Source organism: Pseudomonas umsongensis (assembly GCF_012647205.1).
GTDB lineage: Bacteria > Pseudomonadota > Gammaproteobacteria > Pseudomonadales > Pseudomonadaceae > Aquipseudomonas > Aquipseudomonas umsongensis.
Genome location: NZ_CP051487.1, coordinates 1,225,657 through 1,242,516 on the forward strand (window position 1 = coordinate 1,225,657; position 16,860 = coordinate 1,242,516).

General features: G+C 59.5%; 16 protein-coding genes. 7 read left to right on the forward strand and 9 right to left on the reverse strand.

What is annotated here, in order from left to right:
- The first annotated feature begins 275 nt into the window (after window positions 1-275).
- Window positions 276-632 (forward strand): hypothetical protein, encoded by a 357-nt coding sequence (locus HGP31_RS05420; protein WP_020795616.1) that lies wholly within the window; start codon window positions 276-278, stop codon window positions 630-632.
- A 100-nt stretch (window positions 633-732) separates the two neighbouring features.
- Here HGP31_RS05420 and HGP31_RS05425 read toward each other — a convergent pair whose 3' ends face one another.
- Together HGP31_RS05425 and xseA are read right to left on the reverse strand one after the other, a co-directional pair.
- Entirely contained in the window at window positions 733-1,554 is an 822-nt protein-coding gene (locus HGP31_RS05425; RefSeq protein ID WP_083348290.1) for a M23 family metallopeptidase, read from the reverse strand.
- A gap of 3 nt (window positions 1,555-1,557) precedes the next feature.
- Window positions 1,558-2,937, reverse strand: coding sequence for an exodeoxyribonuclease VII large subunit (gene xseA, locus HGP31_RS05430; protein ID WP_033041363.1), 1,380 nt, complete (start codon window positions 2,935-2,937; stop codon window positions 1,558-1,560).
- 182 nt (window positions 2,938-3,119) lie between these two features.
- Here xseA and HGP31_RS05435 point away from each other — a divergent pair, with 182 nt between their 5' ends.
- The 6 genes from HGP31_RS05435 to tadA all read left to right on the forward strand — a co-directional run bounded on the left by HGP31_RS05435 (window position 3,120) and on the right by tadA (window position 9,935).
- Window positions 3,120-3,887, forward strand: coding sequence for a sulfite exporter TauE/SafE family protein (locus HGP31_RS05435; RefSeq protein ID WP_168757290.1), 768 nt, complete (start codon window positions 3,120-3,122; stop codon window positions 3,885-3,887).
- Window positions 3,888-3,948: 61 nt separating this feature from the next.
- Window positions 3,949-4,497 (forward strand): hypothetical protein, encoded by a 549-nt coding sequence (locus HGP31_RS05440; RefSeq protein WP_033042611.1) that lies wholly within the window; start codon window positions 3,949-3,951, stop codon window positions 4,495-4,497.
- Window positions 4,498-4,714: 217 nt separating this feature from the next.
- On the forward strand, window positions 4,715-6,184 hold the full coding sequence (gene guaB, locus HGP31_RS05445) for an IMP dehydrogenase (RefSeq protein ID WP_020795621.1): 1,470 nt from the start codon (window positions 4,715-4,717) through the stop codon (window positions 6,182-6,184).
- 99 nt (window positions 6,185-6,283) lie between these two features.
- The gene (gene guaA, locus HGP31_RS05450; RefSeq protein ID WP_083348292.1) at window positions 6,284-7,861 is read left to right on the forward strand and encodes a glutamine-hydrolyzing GMP synthase; all 1,578 of its coding nucleotides are present in this window, start codon (window positions 6,284-6,286) and stop codon (window positions 7,859-7,861) included.
- A 200-nt stretch (window positions 7,862-8,061) separates the two neighbouring features.
- The gene (locus tag HGP31_RS05455; RefSeq protein WP_042955222.1) at window positions 8,062-9,438 is read left to right on the forward strand and encodes a multicopper oxidase family protein; all 1,377 of its coding nucleotides are present in this window, start codon (window positions 8,062-8,064) and stop codon (window positions 9,436-9,438) included.
- On the forward strand, window positions 9,438-9,935 hold the full coding sequence (tadA, locus tag HGP31_RS05460; RefSeq protein ID WP_110747066.1) for a tRNA adenosine(34) deaminase TadA: 498 nt from the start codon (window positions 9,438-9,440) through the stop codon (window positions 9,933-9,935). The genes HGP31_RS05455 and tadA overlap by 1 nt, the downstream gene beginning before the upstream one ends.
- Before the next feature lie 132 nt (window positions 9,936-10,067).
- Here the strand turns inward: tadA and cmoB are convergent, their stop codons facing one another.
- The 7 genes from cmoB to lon all read right to left on the reverse strand — a co-directional run bounded on the left by cmoB (window position 10,068) and on the right by lon (window position 16,725).
- Window positions 10,068-11,024 carry a tRNA 5-methoxyuridine(34)/uridine 5-oxyacetic acid(34) synthase CmoB gene (gene cmoB / locus HGP31_RS05465; RefSeq protein WP_033044405.1) on the reverse strand — a complete coding sequence of 319 codons (957 nt, stop codon included), beginning with the start codon at window positions 11,022-11,024 and terminating at the stop codon, window positions 10,068-10,070.
- On the reverse strand, window positions 11,021-11,764 hold the full coding sequence (gene cmoA / locus HGP31_RS05470) for a carboxy-S-adenosyl-L-methionine synthase CmoA (RefSeq protein ID WP_020795627.1): 744 nt from the start codon (window positions 11,762-11,764) through the stop codon (window positions 11,021-11,023). The genes cmoB and cmoA overlap by 4 nt, the downstream gene beginning before the upstream one ends.
- 180 nt (window positions 11,765-11,944) lie before the next feature.
- A complete protein-coding gene (locus HGP31_RS05475; RefSeq protein WP_083348296.1) occupies window positions 11,945-12,403 on the reverse strand; it encodes a hypothetical protein in 459 nt (152 codons plus the stop codon).
- A gap of 182 nt (window positions 12,404-12,585) precedes the next feature.
- A complete protein-coding gene (locus tag HGP31_RS05480; RefSeq protein ID WP_020795629.1) occupies window positions 12,586-13,221 on the reverse strand; it encodes a lysoplasmalogenase in 636 nt (211 codons plus the stop codon).
- Between the two features lie 2 nt (window positions 13,222-13,223).
- Window positions 13,224-13,616: a protease inhibitor I42 family protein gene (locus HGP31_RS05485; protein WP_033041515.1), complete on the reverse strand. Its 393-nt coding sequence runs from the start codon at window positions 13,614-13,616 to the stop codon at window positions 13,224-13,226.
- A 137-nt stretch (window positions 13,617-13,753) separates the two neighbouring features.
- The gene (locus HGP31_RS05490; RefSeq protein ID WP_168757291.1) at window positions 13,754-14,140 is read right to left on the reverse strand and encodes a hypothetical protein; all 387 of its coding nucleotides are present in this window, start codon (window positions 14,138-14,140) and stop codon (window positions 13,754-13,756) included.
- Window positions 14,141-14,307: 167 nt separating this feature from the next.
- Window positions 14,308-16,725, reverse strand: a complete 2,418-nt coding sequence (gene lon / locus HGP31_RS05495) for an endopeptidase La (RefSeq protein WP_033042241.1) — start codon at window positions 16,723-16,725, stop codon at window positions 14,308-14,310.
- Window positions 16,726-16,860: the final 135 nt, after the last annotated feature.

Here is a 16,860-nt window from a genome sequence, read left to right on the forward strand (position 1 = left end):
ACAAGGCACAAACTGCGGTGCTGACGAAGCTGAATGAGGGTGTGAGAGGTTTTCATGCCTTCAACCCTAACCGCGGGGGGGAAGGATGGCAAGCGGTGGGAAAAAATTGAGAGGAATCCTCTTTAGGGCTTGTTTGGCGAGATTTTATTGCTCTGGAGTACGGTGATCTTCAGGTTGTTTGCGCAAGGTTTGAGCTGTGCGCAATCGATGATGCTGGCGTCTTATTCTGGTGGCGAAGCTATTCTTAAGTCTTGGAGGCCCAGCAGGAGTCGGTGATGAACGAGTCTGATTGGAAGCAATACTGCGTGTTGCGTCCGATAGCCCATGAGCGGATGTGTGAGCGGATTCTATCGGATGTCGAAAAGACGCTATTGGACAAGAGTATCGCGCCGTACGAGCGGATAGATCGCAGCGAGGAATTGCTCAAGGCTGGGCAAAAGGAGCTGTACTGGGCGTTTGGCGTGTTCAGGTTCTCGCGGCATGAAGCCCGTTCGCATTTGCTCGGGCTGTGTGCGCGGGAATTGATTACGGCGCAGGAGTTGAGCTGGTTTTCAGTGGAGACTCAGGAGTGGGTCAGGCATTGCCTGGCGGACCGGGAAGTCCATGGCATTGAGGATCTGGATGCGGAGTAGTGGCCTTGAAAGATCGCAGCCTGCGGCAGCTCCTACAGGGTTCAGCGATACGACACGAACCTTGTAGGAGCTGCCGCAGGCTGCGATCTTTTGATCTTGCTTAAGGTTGAAACGCCCCGATAAAGATAGCCGGATCCACCCGCGCATCATTCAGGCTGACATTCCAGTGCATATGCGGCCCGGTTGCCCGACCGGTCGCCCCGACTTTTCCGACCACACCGCCACGAGCCATCTGCTGGCCGACCTTCACGTCGATTTTCGACATGTGGCAGAACATGCTGATGAACCCTTGGCCATGGTCGACAAACACCGTATTGCCGTTGAAGAAGTAGTTGCCGATCAAGATCACCTTGCCTGCGGCCGGCGTCTTGATCGGCGTACCGGCAGGCACGGCGAAATCCAGGCCTGAGTGAGGATTACGCTCCTCACCGTTGAAGAACCGGCGTACCCCGAACTTGCTCGACAGCGGTCCGTTTACCGGTTTGTCCAGCAGCACGTTACTTGGCGAATTCGGGCTGAACGTACGGTAGGCAGCGATCTGCTCGGCCAGTTCGCGCTCGATGCGCTTGAGATTGTCCGGGTCTGGATTGACCTGTTGGGTGTTTTTCAGGGTGATTCGCTGCTCCGGGTATTTCTTGTTGCCGACGGTGAAACCAAGGCTGCGCCCACCACTGCTGATGGCCTGGGCGCCCGGCTTGACCGTCAACGGCACGCCGACAATCGCCAGCCAGTTGTTCTGTTCCTTGATCACCAGGACGGGTTTGCCCTGATAACTGGCTTTCGGCGCTTGCGCGGCAGCTCCCAGGTCGACCACCGCCACGCCGCCCGGCACCGGTTTGTTCAACTGGCGGGTGATGTAGCTGTCGGCGTGGGCGTTGAAGGTCAGGCAAAGCAACAGCAGCGGAGCTAAAAAACGCGGCATGGATCAGTCCAGTAAAGAAAGGGTGACGGGCGTCAGGTGATTGTCTTCGACCCGCACGTGCAGTTCGCCTTCACCCAGCTTGGCCTTCAGGCGCTGGCCGGTGTGGGTTTGTGCGGCGCTGCGGATCGCATTGCCACGCTCGTCGAGCAAAATGCTGTAGCCACGGCCAAGAGTCGCCAGGGGGCTGACCACGTGCAGTGTTTGCATCTGGCTCTGCAGCTGCATGCGACGGTTTTTCAGGCCTTCGCGGATGGCGCGGGGCAAGCGTTCGGCGAGGCTGTCGAGACGTTGGCGCAGCATCGCCAATTGACGTCCCGGATGCTGCCCGGCCAAGCGGGTTTCCAGGCGGATCAGCCGTTCGCGACGGGTGTTGAGACTGCGTTCGAAGGCCCGACGCATGCGCATGTCCAGATCATCCAGGCGTTGCGCTTGCTGGCGCAGGCGTTCGCCGGGATGGCGCAGGCGCCGAGAGATGCCTTCCAGGCGCAGCCGGTCACGCATCAAGCGATCACGCATGCGCATCACCAGGCGCCGATGCAGGCTCTCGACCCGGCGGACCAGATCGCTGGAATCCGGTGCCAGCAGCTCGGCGGCGGCCGATGGCGTGGGCGCGCGGACGTCGGCGACGAAGTCACTGATCGATACATCGGTTTCGTGGCCGACGGCGCTGACGATCGGCGTCACGCAGGCATCCACCGCGCGCGCTACGGCTTCTTCGTTGAAGCACCAGAGGTCTTCCAGCGAACCGCCACCGCGGGCCAGGATCAGCGCGTCGAAACCACGGGCATCCGCCAGTTTTAACGCGCGGACAATCTGCGCGGTGGCTTCGCGGCCTTGCACGGCGGTGGGGATCAGGGTCAATTGCACCTGCGGCGCGCGGCGGCGGAACACGCTGATGATGTCGCGGATGACCGCGCCGGTGGGCGAACTGATGATGCCGATGCGTTGTGGATGCGCCGGCAGCGGTACTTTGCGCTCGGCGCTGAACAGGCCTTCGGCGCTGAGTTTTTCCTTCAAGGCATCGAACGCCAGGCGCAATGCTCCATCACCGGCCGGCTCCACGGTATCGAGGATCAGTTGGTAATCGCCGCGTCCCTCGAACAACGAGACTTTGCCGCGTACCTTGACGGCCAGGCCATCCTTCAGCGCTTGACGCACACGCGCGGCGTTTTGCCGGAACAGCGCGCAACGCACCTGGGCGCCGCTGTCCTTGAGGGTGAAATACACGTGGCCCGACGCCGGCCGGGCGAGGTTGGAGATTTCGCCTTCGACCCAGATATTGCTGAAAACGTCTTCAAGCAACACCCGCGCGCGGCCGTTGAGCTGGCTGACGGTCAGGACTTCGCGGTCCAGGCCGAGTCTTGCAAAGGGATCTTTAATCATGGGGCGCAGTTTAAAGGCATTCTCCAACCGAATGCACGATCCCCTGTAGGCGCGAGCACGCTCGCGATGGAGGTCAATGATGACGCGGGGAGTCTGACACCCCGCGGTGTCCTCAGGTTTTTCGCGAGCATGCTCGCTCCTACAGGGGTAGAGTCTGCTTCGCGATTCATGGATGACTGGGGATGAATGTGTTTGAGCTGATGAACCAATGGCCCTTCGGCGCCACGGACTGGCTGGTAATCGCGCTGGGCATCGCCCTGGCCTATATCGTGTTCGGCATTGCCGGTTTCGGCACGGCGCTGATCGCCGGGCCGATCCTGATCCTGTTCCTGCCGCTGTCGAAGATCGTGCCGTTGCTGGTGTTGCTCGATTTCGTCGCGGCATTCGGCAACCTGCTGCCCTCGCGGCGGGATGTCGCCAAGCCTGAGCTGCTGCGATTGTTGCCCTGCATGGCGGTGGGTTGCACGCTGGGCGTGATCTTCCTGTTGAACCTCAAGTCCGACCTGTTGCTGCTGTTGATGGGGCTGTTTATCAGTGCCTACGCCATCTACAGCCTGTGGATTAAAACCCGTCCGGCGCAACTGTCTGCCGCCTGGGCATTGCCGATGGGCACCGTGGGCGGGATGTTCGGGGCGTTGTTTGGCAGTGGCGGCTTTCTGTACGCGATCTATTTGAACAGCCGCTTGCCCAAGGAGGCGGCTCGAGCGACCCAGAGTGCGTTGATCAGTTGCAGCACGGTGGTGCGCTTGAGCCTGTTCATTGTCGCAGGTGTCTACGCCGAGCTACCCTTGTTGGTGCTGGCGTTGTGTTTGCTGCCGGCCATGGCGCTGGGCCTGTGGATCGGTCGACGGTTGACCCTGAAATTGTCACGCGAGGCGTTCGTCCGCCTGGTGACCTGGCTGGTCCTGGCCAGCGGTATCGCCCTGGTCGGGCGTTACTTGAGTACTTGACCTCTGAAGCCTTGGGCTTAAGCTGCCGGGCTTCCTTCAAAGCGTTACAGCAGGTCGCCCCATGAATTCCCAAAGCATCATTGTCCCGAAAATTTCCACACTGCCGGTGCATGAGCCACGGGCCCGGGCGATCGTGCGTTGGCTGGTGCGCAAGAACATCATCAACGAAGAGTTGACCACCTGTGGCCGCACCGGCAATCGCATGGCCCACGCCATCGCCGAGGGTGCCAGGGAAGTGGTTCTGCACCCGCAAGCCCTGCCGTTCGGCGAGCCGATCAATGGCCTGGAGATCGTCACCAAACGCTGCATCTATACGCCGGCCAAAGGGTTTCTTGGCGAGGCCGGTTGTGCCGAGTGCCGCAAGGAAGTCGGTGAAGCACTGTTTGAAAGCCTCGAAGACTGGATGCCCGGGCGTACCGATAACTTCACCTGCCCCGAATGCGGGCATGAAGACGACATCAACGGTTTCCTGTTCCTGCAGGAGTGCGGCTTTTCCAACCTGGGCTTCATTTTCAACAACTGGGCCGAGGCGGGGTTCAAGCAGAGCTTTCTCGACGAATTTGCCGATTGGCTGGATCAACCCGTTAGTTGGGTGAAAGTAGAGCTCTGATCGTTGCATCCTCCTGTAGGAGCTGCCGCAGGCTGCGATCTTTTGATCTTGCTTTTGAAGATCAATGTCAAAAGATCGCAGCCTTCGACAGCTCCTACAGGGGGCGATATGTTCCGTATATCCATAAGGTCGATAATAGACAGAGTTTTACATTGAACCCGAGGGGGTGTCTGACTATAATGGCGCGCTTCCATTTTCCCGCTCGGGAGCCCCCGCGATGCTGCGTATCAGCCAAGAAGCTCTGACATTCGACGACATTCTCCTAGTGCCTGGTTATTCCGAGGTGCTTCCTAACGAAGTCAGTCTCAAGACCCGCCTTACCCGTGGCATCGAGCTGAATATTCCACTGGTCTCCGCCGCCATGGACACCGTCACTGAAGCCCGTCTGGCAATTGCCATGGCTCAGGAAGGTGGTATCGGTATCATCCACAAGAACATGACCATCGAGCAGCAAGCTGCCGAAGTGCGCAAGGTCAAGCGTTACGAAGCCGGTGTGGTCAAGGATCCGATCACCATCGATGCTGACGCTACCGTGCGCGAACTGTTCGAATTGACCCGCATGAACAACATCTCCGGCGTTCCGGTGCTGCACAATGGCGACCTGGTCGGCATTGTCACTTCCCGTGACGTGCGTTTCGAGAACCGTCTGGAAGCCACTGTCCGTGAAGTGATGACGCCTAAAGAGCGCCTGGTCACGGTCAAGGAAGGCGCCGACAAGAACGACGTTCGCGAGTTGCTGCACAAGCACCGCATCGAACGCGTACTGATCGTCGACGACAAGTTCGCCCTCAAGGGCATGATGACCGTCAACGACATCGAAAAAGCCAAGGCTTACCCGCTGGCCAGCAAGGACGATCAAGGTCGTCTGCGCGTGGGCGCCGCGGTCGGTACCGGTAAAGACACCGGTGACCGTGTTGCTGCCCTGGTCAACGCCGGCGTTGACGTGGTGGTGGTCGACACCGCCCACGGTCACTCCAAAGGCGTGATCGACCGCGTTCGCTGGGTTAAACAAAACTTCCCTGAAGTGCAGGTGATCGGCGGCAACATCGCCACCGGCGCTGCCGCCAAGGCCCTGGCCGAAGCGGGCGCTGACGCAGTCAAGGTCGGTATCGGCCCTGGCTCGATCTGCACCACCCGTATCGTCGCTGGTGTCGGCGTGCCGCAAATCAGTGCCATCGCCAACGTCGCCGCTGCCCTCGAAGGCACTGGCGTTCCGTTGATCGCCGACGGCGGCATCCGTTTCTCCGGTGACCTGTCCAAGGCCATCGTGGCCGGTGCTTCCTGCGTGATGATGGGCTCGATGTTCGCCGGTACCGAAGAAGCGCCAGGCGAGATCGAACTGTTCCAGGGCCGTTCGTACAAGGCTTATCGCGGCATGGGTTCGCTGGGCGCCATGTCCCAGGCCCAGGGTTCCTCCGACCGTTACTTCCAGGACTCCTCCGCGGGTGCCGAGAAGCTGGTTCCGGAAGGTATCGAAGGGCGTGTGCCGTACAAGGGCACCCTGAGCGCCATCATCCATCAACTGATGGGCGGCCTGCGTTCCTCGATGGGTTACACCGGCAGTGCCGACATCGAAGAAATGCGCACCAAGCCTGAGTTCGTGCGGATCACCGGTGCTGGCATGGCCGAGTCCCACGTCCACGACGTACAGATCACCAAAGAAGCGCCAAACTACCGCGTAGGTTGAGGCTTCAAGCAAATCGTTAAGCAACCGGGGCTGTTCTATTCAGCCCCGAGTTGTTTCTGAATCACGACTGTTTCTGAATTACTTAGACGAGACTGAATCATGGCCCTCGACATTCACGCTCACCGCATCCTGATCCTCGATTTCGGTTCCCAGTACACCCAACTGATTGCCCGCCGCGTGCGTGAAATCGGCGTTTACTGCGAACTGCATCCGTTCGACATGGACGAGGAAGCCATTCGCGAATTCGCTCCAAAAGGCGTGATCCTCGCCGGCGGCCCCGAGTCCGTGCACGAAGCCGACAGCCCTCGCTGTCCGCAAGCAGTGTTCGACCTGGGCGTGCCAGTCTTCGGTATCTGCTACGGCATGCAGACCATGGCCGAGCAACTGGGCGGCAAGGTTGAAGGTTCCGACCTGCGTGAGTTCGGCTATGCCCGCGTAGACGTGGTCGGCAAGAGCCGCCTGCTCGACGGCATCGAAGACCACATCGACGCCGATGGCCTGTTTGGCCTCGACGTATGGATGAGCCACGGTGACAAGGTCACCAGGATGCCGGAAGATTTCCACATCCTGGCCAGCACCCCGAGCTGCCCTATCGCTGGCATGTTCAGCGACGAGCGTCGTTACTACGGCGTGCAGTTCCACCCGGAAGTGACCCACACCAAGCAGGGCGGTCGCATCCTGTCGCGCTTCATCCTCGACATCTGCGAGTGCGAAGCGCTGTGGACCCCATCGAAGATCGCTGAAGACGCCATCGCCCAGGTTCGCGCCCAGGTCGGCACCGACAACGTCCTGCTGGGCCTGTCCGGCGGCGTGGACTCGTCCGTGGTTGCCGCACTGCTGCACAAGGCCATCGGCGACCAACTGACCTGCGTCTTCGTCGACAACGGCCTGCTGCGCCTGCACGAAGGCGAGCAAGTAATGGCCATGTTCGCCGAGAACATGGGCGTCAAGGTGATCCGCGCCAACGCCGAGGACCAGTTCCTCGACAACCTGGCCGGCGAAGCCGACCCAGAGAAGAAGCGCAAGATCATCGGCCGTACCTTCATCGACGTGTTCGATGCCGAATCCTGCAAGCTGGACAACATCAAGTACCTGGCCCAAGGCACCATCTACCCGGACGTGATCGAGTCGGCTGGCGCGAAAAGCGGCAAGGCCCACGTGATCAAGTCGCACCACAACGTGGGCGGCTTGCCGGAAGAAATGAACCTCAAGCTGGTCGAGCCGCTACGTGAGCTGTTCAAGGACGAAGTCCGTCGTCTGGGCCTGGAGCTGGGCCTGCCGTACGACATGGTCTACCGGCACCCGTTCCCGGGCCCGGGCCTGGGCGTGCGCATCCTCGGCGAAGTGAAGAAGGAATACGCCGACCTGCTGCGTCGTGCCGACCACATCTTCATCGAAGAACTGCGCAAGGCCGACTGGTACCACAAGGTCAGCCAGGCGTTCGTGGTGTTCCAGCCGGTGAAATCGGTTGGCGTTGTAGGCGATGGCCGTCGTTACGCCTGGGTCGTGGCCCTGCGTGCGGTGGAAACCATCGACTTCATGACCGCGCGTTGGGCACACCTGCCTTACGAACTGCTGGAAACTGTCAGCGGCCGCATCATCAATGAAATCGAAGGCATCTCCCGCGTCACCTACGACGTGTCGAGCAAGCCGCCAGCGACGATTGAGTGGGAGTGATCCCGCACTAGCCCAGAAGGGCTGATCGCAGGATAAAAAGCCGTGTGAACGTGAGTTCACGCGGCTTTTTGCATTGATGCCAGCCCTGCCTGCGGCTCGTCGTCACGTCCGCTTTGCTGTTTCTTTCGCAACTGCGGGTGTATCGTATTCGCCTTTTGCGGGTCTTGGGCCTGCCGCTTTCGTGTGAGGTAGTTGAGTTCATGTCCTTTACCCGTCGCCAAATCCTCGGTGGCCTGGCCGGTCTTGTTGTCGTTGGTGTCGGGGCGGGGGGCGCGTCGCGGTACTGGCTGGGCAAGATGGCCGACGCTGAGGCGGGCCATGACTATGAGCTGATCGCCGCGCCGCTGGACGTCGAGTTGGTGGCGGGGCACAAGACCGAAGCCTGGGCGTTCGGTCCCTCGGCACCGGGCACCGAATTGCGCGTGCGTCAGGGCGAATGGCTGCGAGTGCGGTTCATCAACCACCTGCCAGTGGCGACGACCATCCACTGGCATGGCATCCGCCTGCCGCTGGAGATGGACGGTGTGCCGTACGTGTCGCAGTTGCCGGTATTGCCCGGTGAATACTTCGACTACAAATTCCGCGTGCCCGATGCAGGCAGCTACTGGTATCACCCCCATGTGAGCAGCAGCGAAGAACTCGGGCGCGGTCTGGTCGGCCCGCTGATCGTCGAGGAGCGCGAGCCGACCGGTTTCAAGTACGAGAAAACCTTGAGCTTGAAGAGCTGGCATGTCGATGAGCAGGGCGCTTTTGTCGACTTCAGCATTCCACGCGAAGCCGCCCGAGGCGGTACGGCGGGGCGCCTGTCGACCATCAACGGTGTCCCGCAGGCGATCATCGACTTGCCTGCCGGGCAGATCACCCGGGTGCGGGTGCTTAACCTCGATAACACGTTGACCTATCGCCTCAATATCCCGGGCGTCGAAGCGCAGATCTATGCGCTGGACGGCAATCCCGTCGAACCGCGTCCGCTGGGCAAGGAATACTGGCTGGGCCCAGGCATGCGTATATGCCTGGCGATCAAAGCGCCGCCGGCGGGTGAAGAGTTGTCCCTGCGCAACGGCCCGGTTCGCTTGGGCACGCTACGCTCCGTGGCCAACACCGACGCGCCGACTGCATGGCCTGCGGCACTGCCCGCCAACCCTGTGGCGGAACCGGACCTGGCCAATGCCGAGAAACTCAACTTCAATTTCGAATGGGTGGGGTCGGTGTCGGTGAATGTCGACAACGGCAAGCCGCCAAGCCTGTGGCAGATCAATGGCAAAGCCTGGGACATTACGGATAAAACCTGCGCCGACCGCCCGATCGCCAAGCTGGAAAAGGGCAAAAGCTACATTTTTGAATTGAAAAACATGACTCAATATCAGCATCCGATTCACCTGCATGGCATGAGCTTCAAGGTCATCGCCTCGAATCGGCACAAGGTCATCCCGTATTTCACCGACACGTATTTGTTGGGTAAGAACGAGCGCGCGCAAGTGGCGCTGGTGGCGGATAACCCCGGGGTGTGGATGTTCCATTGCCATGTGATCGATCACATGGAAACCGGCCTGATGGCCGCGATCGAGGTGGCGTAATGCGTCAGATACGTCCCGCTGCGATCATCGACCGCAGCCGTGATCGCGACTTCATGCGCGAAGCCCTTGCCCTCGCCGCTCAAGGTGCCGCGTTGGGCGAAGTGCCCGTGGGTGCGGTGCTGGTGCAGGACGGTGAAATCATCGGTCGCGGCTTCAACTGCCCGATCAGTGGCAACGATCCGAGTGCCCATGCCGAGATGGTCGCGATCCGCGCCGCCGCACTAGCCGTCAGCAACTATCGCCTGCCGGGCAGCACGCTGTATGTGACGCTGGAACCGTGCAGCATGTGCGCCGGGCTGATCGTGCATTCGCGGATTGCACGGGTGGTGTATGGCGCGCTGGAACCCAAGGCCGGGATTGTGCAGAGCCAGGGGCAGTTTTTTACCCAGGGTTTTTTGAACCACCGGGTGCTGTATGAAGGTGGGGTGTTGGCCGAGGAATGCGGGGCGGTGCTCAGCGAGTTCTTCAAGGCCCGTAGAGCCAAACCTTCAGACTGAACACTAAACCCTGTGGGAGCGGGCTTGCTCGCGAATGCGATTTAACATTCAACAGAGATGTTGGCTGACTCACCGCATTCGCGAGCAAGCCCGCTCCCACATTTGATCTTCATCGGCAGGGGCGGCGGGGGGTTATTTGCGGGCGACGATGACAGCCCGCATCGGCGCCGGCAGCCCTTCGATGGTCTTGCTGTGGTCTTCGGGATCGAGGAAGTCGCTCAGCGACTGATACTTCATCCATTCCGTGCCGCGCTGTTCTTCAACCGTGGTCACACTCACGTCCACGCATTTCACATCAGTGAACCCGGCACGGCGCAACCACAACTCCAGCGCCGACACCGACGGCAGGAACCATACGTTGCGCATCTGCGCGTAACGGTCTTCCGGCACCAGCACTTGATGTTTGTCGCCTTCGACCACCAGCGTCTCCAGCACCAGTTCGCCGCCCTTGACCAGGCAATCCTTCAGCGCCAGCAAGTGCTCGATCGGCGATCGGCGGTGGTAGAAGACACCCATCGAAAACACTGTGTCGAAGCCTTCCAGATTCGGCGGCAGGTCTTCGAAAGGAAATGGCAGGTGCCACGCATTCGGCTCGGACAGGTAACGTTGCACCGCCTGGAACTGGCAGAAGAACAACCAGTTTGGATCGACACCGATTACGCTGTCCGCACCCGCGCCGAGCATGCGCCACATGTAGTAACCATTGCCGCAGCCGACGTCGAGGATGCGCTTGCCCTTGAGGTCCAGGTGCGGGGCGACACGCGACCACTTCCAGTCCGAACGCCATTCGGTGTCGACATGCACGCCAAACAGATCGAAGGGGCCTTTGCGCCACGGCGACAAGCCCATCAGCGCGGTGCGCATTTGCGCACGGGTTTCATCGTCGCAATCGGTGTCCAGCTTCAAGCCGTTCAACAGGTCGATTTCGCTTGGCTGGATCTGAGGCAAGGCATCCAGCGCGCTTTGCCAGCGCTCCAGGTCGCCGTGACCTTTCTCCATTTTCTTGTCGAGTTGCGCCTGCAGTGTGTTGGCCCATTCGGCCAGCGGTGTGCCAGCCAGGCGGCGGGCGAGGGGGGACAGATCAATCATGGCAAGGCAATCAACGAGGCAAAGTTAAGACACTGGAACCACGGCACGACTTTCGAGAACCCGGCAGCCAACAGGCGTTCGCGGTGTTCTTCGAGGCTGTCGGGCTTCATGACGTTTTCGATGGCGCTACGCTTCTGGGCTATTTCCAGTTCGCTATAGCCGTTGGCGCGCTTGAAGGCGACGTGCAGGTCGGTGAGCAACGCATGCTCCTGCTCGTCTTCAAACCGCAGTTTTTCCGAGAGAATCAGTGCACCACCGGGCAACAGGGACTGGTGGATGCGCGACAGCAGCGCGCTTCGCTGATCCGGAGCAATGAATTGCAGGGTGAAGTTCAGCGCCACCACCGAGGCAGGCTGGAATTCGAGGGCGAGGATGTCACCTTCGATCACTTCCACCGGCAGCAACTCCTGGAACATCGAGTCCTGGCCGTTGAGATACTCACGGCATCGCTCGACCATCGCCGCGGAGTTATCCACAGCGATGACACGGCAGCCGTCAGTGCGCACATGTCGACGCAGCGCCTGTGTTACAGCGCCCAGGGACGAGCCAAGATCGTAGAGCACAGTGTTGGGCTGGGCGAATTGTGCGGCGAGCACACCGAGGTTTTCGACAATGGTCGGATAACCCGGCACCGAGCGCTTGATCATGTCCGGGAACACCCGCACCACGTCCTCGTTGAAGGCGAAGTCAGGCACCTGGGCCAAAGGCTGGGCGAAAAGGCGATCGGATTCTTTGCTCACGGCGGTTCCGGCGGTGTCGGTGGAAAGGCCGGCATTTTAGCCAAGTTGGCGCGGGGATGCGCGGGTTGTCTGATAAACCGACGGGACTGACGCTTTGCTCGCTCCCACGCTCACAAAGCGGCTGATACCCATCACGCTATCGGAGCACGCGAACGCCACGGCTCCGTCGGCTACCTGTATTCAAGCTTCCACAGAAAAAGCAAACTTGGCTTCGGATATAAACTCACGGTTTTCTTTGTCCTTGAAGCTAACATTGAATGTGCCGGAGTAGTCTTGCTTGTCAGCGTTAACGACCAGATCCATTGCGCCCTTGAATGCCCAGTAACTGGTGTAAGTCGGGAATTTTTCAGTCAAGGCGATTTCTATCAGTTGATCCGGTGAATTTAATTCGTAGTAACCGGTTTCGATATTTTTAGGGATATAGATATCGAAGGCGCGGTCTTCAGGGGTGTCTTTTTCTCCAGCTTTGAAAACAGCCAATATTTCCCGGGAGCCGACGCTGATGTAAAACTCCTCGGAGTTGAACTCATCGCGATCCTGAAGGGTGGCACTCAGATAGTTTTTCTGACAGCACTGGCGGAATTTCATTTCAACAGGGATGCGACTGTCGACAAAGCTTCTTCGTTGTTGGATATCCATAGGGCCTATCTCTTCAAGGATTGTTGGAATCTTGAATGTACGGCCTGCGAGCGGTCCGGACGACTATTCGAACTAACAGGTTTCAACAGACATTAATGACAATGTATGTATTGGTGTTCGATCGATCGTTCCCACGCTCTGCGTGGGAACGCCGCCCGGGACGCTCCGTGTCCCTTCGCGATCTAACGCGGTTTTTGATCGAACGCCGATGCCGTGATGCCCCATTGCCCCAGCCAATAACTGAGGATGATGACGTACGGCGCCGCCTCAAACGGCACGACAAAGCGGCTGATACCGATCACGCTATCGGAAAACACGAACGCCACGGCTCCGGCTGCCGCAAGCAGCGCCGAACGCTTGGGCACATCGGTGCCCAGACGTGCCAGTGCGCGCCAGAGCATGGCGCTGATCGCCAGGCCATAGACGATCACGGGAATCAGCAAAGGCCCGAGACCGTGGGCAATCAGTACCCCCAGCAGAATCGCGCCGACGCCGAGGGCCAGGACCAGTGGCAACAGGGCCAACCGTCTGCAGTCCGTTAAATAAGCTTTCAGATAAGCCAGGTGGGCGACGAGAAACGCCCCGAGGCCGAACACAAACAAATCCCCCGGCCATGCCAGCAGCACGTCGCCGAGCAGGGAGAAAATCAGTCCAAGACTGATCCAGCGCCGATACTCCCCGGGTGGTGCGTCGTGCAGCCAGCCGAGCAGGGCCAGGACAGGCAGCGGCTTGACCAACAGGCAAAGCAGCGCGGCGTGCACGCTCAGGCCATAGAGGAAAGTCACTGCGCCCATCAGCGCCAGAATCAGCCAGCCCACGGTTAGTTGACCGAAATGGCGCAGTCGAAGGCGTCCACCGGCAGCACTTCCGGTGCCCAAGGTTGTTGCGAGGTCAAGCGTAAGCGTCCAGTGCCGGGGGCGAACGCCTGGAATCGCCAGGTCGAAACACCGGCAGCACCTACGACGCCGGCATCTTCCGGGTTGCTGTAGACCTCAGGGCTGAGCGCGCGCAATACGCCACCGGCCGAGTCCTGGACCGACCAGCGGTAACCCGTAGTCGGATTGCTGGGCAGGGTCAGGATCAGGTTCTGCCCGCTGGTGAGCTTCACCGGGCATTCGCTTTGTTTTTCCACGGTCACGTTATGTTTCGGTTGCGTGGCACAGGCGGCCAGCAAGGCGAGGGCGAGGGGAACAAACAGGCGGGTGGGGGACATGGGGTCAGTGGCTCCGGCATTCACGACGAACGGCGAGCATAACTGAAGATGAGACAAAATGTGACCAGAGCCGGGTCGAGGAATGGCTAACGTACAGGCTCTGGCGCGAGTGGTGCGCATTTAAGCGGATTGAGTATCTACTCGCTAACGTCGAGCTTACATTGAATTGATAGGCCGCCACCAAACAGTAAGTCGAACGATAACTTATACTGTTTAGTGTGTTTGTTGAGAGTGGCAGTGTATTTTCCGGTAATGGCATAAGCCGATCCGCTATCAGCTTGGTAACTCACTTCCTTTAGCCACGTTGGAGGGTCAAATGTTTGCTCCTCTCCAGGGGTGTCGCGATCGATAAGGACAGTCATTATTTTTTGGTTTGGGCCGGCAAAATCGAAATAACCGTTGATTTGTATGTTGGGTCCTTCGTGCCATATATAAATTTGGTCGGTATAAAATTTTTCTCCTTTAATTGTCCATTCGAAATGACCGCTAGACTTCGTCCCGCGCGGAGTTTTATCAGTCGACATATTGTGGTCGTCCCTTGAAGATGTTCGGATAGTCGAGTGACAGGCTAGGGCATTAGTAATAGGGTTAATACTGTCATTAATGACAGTTTTTATATCCGATCGCGATAGCTGTTCAGAAAATCATGTGTGCAGTGGCCAGAGCACGCTCTGGCCACTGCAGTGTGTGACTAGAACAACACCTTCGCCACATCCGCAAATCGCTTGGCAAAGTGCACGGTAATCCCTTCCTTCAGGTAGTCCGGCAGTTCTTCAAAGCTGCCACGGTTGGGCTCCGGCAAGATCAGCTCGAAAATCTTCTGCCGCCGCGCTGCAATCACCTTCTCACGTACTCCGCCAATCGGCAGTACATGCCCGGTCAACGTCAGTTCGCCGGTCATGGCCACGCCTTTTTTCGGCGGCTGGTTGCGTGCCAGCGACAACAGGGCACTGGCCATGGTCACGCCAGCGCTCGGGCCGTCTTTCGGAGTGGCGCCTTCCGGAACATGCAGGTGCACGAAGGCTTCGTCGAAGAATTTCGGATCACCGCCAAACGACTTCAGATTGGAGCTGACGTAGCTGTAGGCAATTTCCGCGGACTCTTTCATCACTTCGCCCAGTTGCCCGGTGAGCTTGAAACCGCGATTGAGGGTATGAATGCGTGTGGCTTCGATCGGCAGGGTTGCACCGCCCATGCTGGTCCAGGCCAGGCCGGTGATTACCCCCGTCCCGGACAGTACTTGTTCATTACGGAACACGGGTTTGCCCAATGAAGCCTCGAGGTCTTTCGGACCAAATTTGATCACCGCTCCTGGATCTTCGAGCAGCTTCACCACGGCTTTGCGCACCAGTTTGCCGAGATTTTTCTCCAGTTGGCGAACGCCGGCTTCACGGGCATAACCGTCGATCAGCGCTCTGAGGGCGCTGTCGCTGATGCTCAGGCTGCCTTTCGAGACTCCGGCCTTCTCAAGCTGTTTGGGCCACAAGTGGCGTTTGGCGATGGCGACTTTTTCTTCGGTGATGTAACCCGACAGGCGGATGACTTCCATCCGGTCCAGCAGGGGGCCGGGAATCGAGTCCAGGGTGTTGGCGGTGCAGACGAACAGCACTTTCGACAGGTCCAGGCGCAGGTCCAGGTAGTGGTCGAGGAATTCGACGTTCTGCTCCGGGTCGAGGGTTTCCAGCAGCGCCGAGGCCGGGTCGCCCTGATAGCTTTGGCCCATCTTGTCGATTTCGTCGAGCATGATCACCGGGTTCATCACTTCGACGTCTTTCAGCGCTTGCACGAGTTTGCCCGGCATCGCACCAATGTAAGTACGGCGGTGGCCCTTGATTTCCGCTTCGTCGCGCATGCCGCCGAGGCTGAAGCGATAGAACGGTCGGCCGAGGGATTCGGCGATGGATTTGCCGACGCTGGTCTTGCCCACGCCCGGCGGCCCCACCAGCAGCACGATGGAGCCGCTGATTTCACCCTTGTAGGCACCGACCGCGAGGAACTCGAGGATGCGGTCCTTGATATCGTCGAGGCCGGCATGGTGGTTGTCCAGGATCTTGCGGGCGTGCTTGAGGTCCAGTTTGTCCTCGCCGTACACACCCCATGGCACCGATGTCGCCCAGTCCAGGTAGTTGCGCGTGACCGCGTACTCCGGTGAGCCGGTTTCGAGGATCGAGAGCTTGTTCATCTCTTCTTCGATGCGCTTCTGCGCCTGCGCTGGCAGCACCTTGCCGGCCAGCCGTTGCTCGAATTGTTCGATGTCGGCGCTGCGATCGTCCTTGGTCAGCCCCAACTCCTGCTGGATGACCTTGAGTTGTTCCTTGAGGAAGAATTCGCGCTGATGCTCGCCAATCTTGCGGTTCACTTCGGCGGAAATCTCTTTCTGCAGGCGTGCGACCTCGACTTCCTTGCGCAGCATCGGCAGGACTTTTTCCATGCGCTTGAGCATGGGCACGCAGTCGAGCACTTCCTGCAGTTCGCTGCCGGTCGCCGACGTCAGTGCGGCGGCGAAGTCGGTCAACGGCGATGGATCGTTGGGGCTGAAGCGGTTGAGGTAGTTCTTCAGCTCTTCGCTGTACAGCGGATTGAGGGGCAGCAGCTCCTTGATTGCATTGATCAGCGCCATCCCGTAGGCCTTGACCTCGTCGGTCGGCTCGGTGGGCTGGTGCGGGTATTCGACTTCCACCAGGTACGGCGGGCGATGGTGCTTGAGCCAGGTCTTGAGACGCACACGGGTCAGGCCCTGGGCGACGAATTGCAATTTGCCGTTTTCGCGACTGGCGTGGTGCACCTTGACCAGGGTGCCGTACAGCGGCAGCGCCGAGGTATCAAAATGGCGCGGGTCTTCCTGGGGCGTGTCCATGTAGAACAGGGCCAGGGAGTGATGTTCGGATTTGGCGACCAGGTCGAGGGTTTCCGCCCAGGGTTCTTCATTGACGATGACCGGCAGCACTTGGGCCGGGAAGAAAGGGCGGTTGTGAATCGGAATGATGTAGACCTTGTCCGGCAGGTTCTGGCCGGGCAGGGCGAGGCCCTTGCCGGTGTGGTGGTGTTCGACGTGTTCCGGGTCGGCGTATTCGCTGGGGTCTTCGGGGAATGCTTGCTGGTCGCTCATGGGGCACCTGCGCAATGGGGTATGGGTGTTAGATGGGGCAGGCCGAGGGTGGTTTCAATGGGGGAGGGGATATTCGGGGAGCGTTCAGGATCTGGACAGGTCCCGGGGATCAGTCTGTTACACGCCTGGCGCGCA

Coding starts and splice junctions, on each gene's coding strand:
- HGP31_RS05420 (WP_020795616.1), top strand. CDS start 276: ATGAACGAGTCTGATTGGAAGCAATACTGCGTGTTGCGTCCGATAGCC.
- HGP31_RS05425 (WP_083348290.1), bottom strand. CDS start 1,554: ATGCCGCGTTTTTTAGCTCCGCTGCTGTTGCTTTGCCTGACCTTCAAC.
- xseA (WP_033041363.1), bottom strand. CDS start 2,937: ATGATTAAAGATCCCTTTGCAAGACTCGGCCTGGACCGCGAAGTCCTG.
- HGP31_RS05435 (WP_168757290.1), top strand. CDS start 3,120: ATGAATGTGTTTGAGCTGATGAACCAATGGCCCTTCGGCGCCACGGAC.
- HGP31_RS05440 (WP_033042611.1), top strand. CDS start 3,949: ATGAATTCCCAAAGCATCATTGTCCCGAAAATTTCCACACTGCCGGTG.
- guaB (WP_020795621.1), top strand. CDS start 4,715: ATGCTGCGTATCAGCCAAGAAGCTCTGACATTCGACGACATTCTCCTA.
- guaA (WP_083348292.1), top strand. CDS start 6,284: ATGGCCCTCGACATTCACGCTCACCGCATCCTGATCCTCGATTTCGGT.
- HGP31_RS05455 (WP_042955222.1), top strand. CDS start 8,062: ATGTCCTTTACCCGTCGCCAAATCCTCGGTGGCCTGGCCGGTCTTGTT.
- tadA (WP_110747066.1), top strand. CDS start 9,438: ATGCGTCAGATACGTCCCGCTGCGATCATCGACCGCAGCCGTGATCGC.
- cmoB (WP_033044405.1), bottom strand. CDS start 11,024: ATGATTGATCTGTCCCCCCTCGCCCGCCGCCTGGCTGGCACACCGCTG.
- HGP31_RS05475 (WP_083348296.1), bottom strand. CDS start 12,403: ATGGATATCCAACAACGAAGAAGCTTTGTCGACAGTCGCATCCCTGTT.
- HGP31_RS05485 (WP_033041515.1), bottom strand. CDS start 13,616: ATGTCCCCCACCCGCCTGTTTGTTCCCCTCGCCCTCGCCTTGCTGGCC.
- HGP31_RS05490 (WP_168757291.1), bottom strand. CDS start 14,140: ATGTCGACTGATAAAACTCCGCGCGGGACGAAGTCTAGCGGTCATTTC.
- lon (WP_033042241.1), bottom strand. CDS start 16,725: ATGAGCGACCAGCAAGCATTCCCCGAAGACCCCAGCGAATACGCCGAC.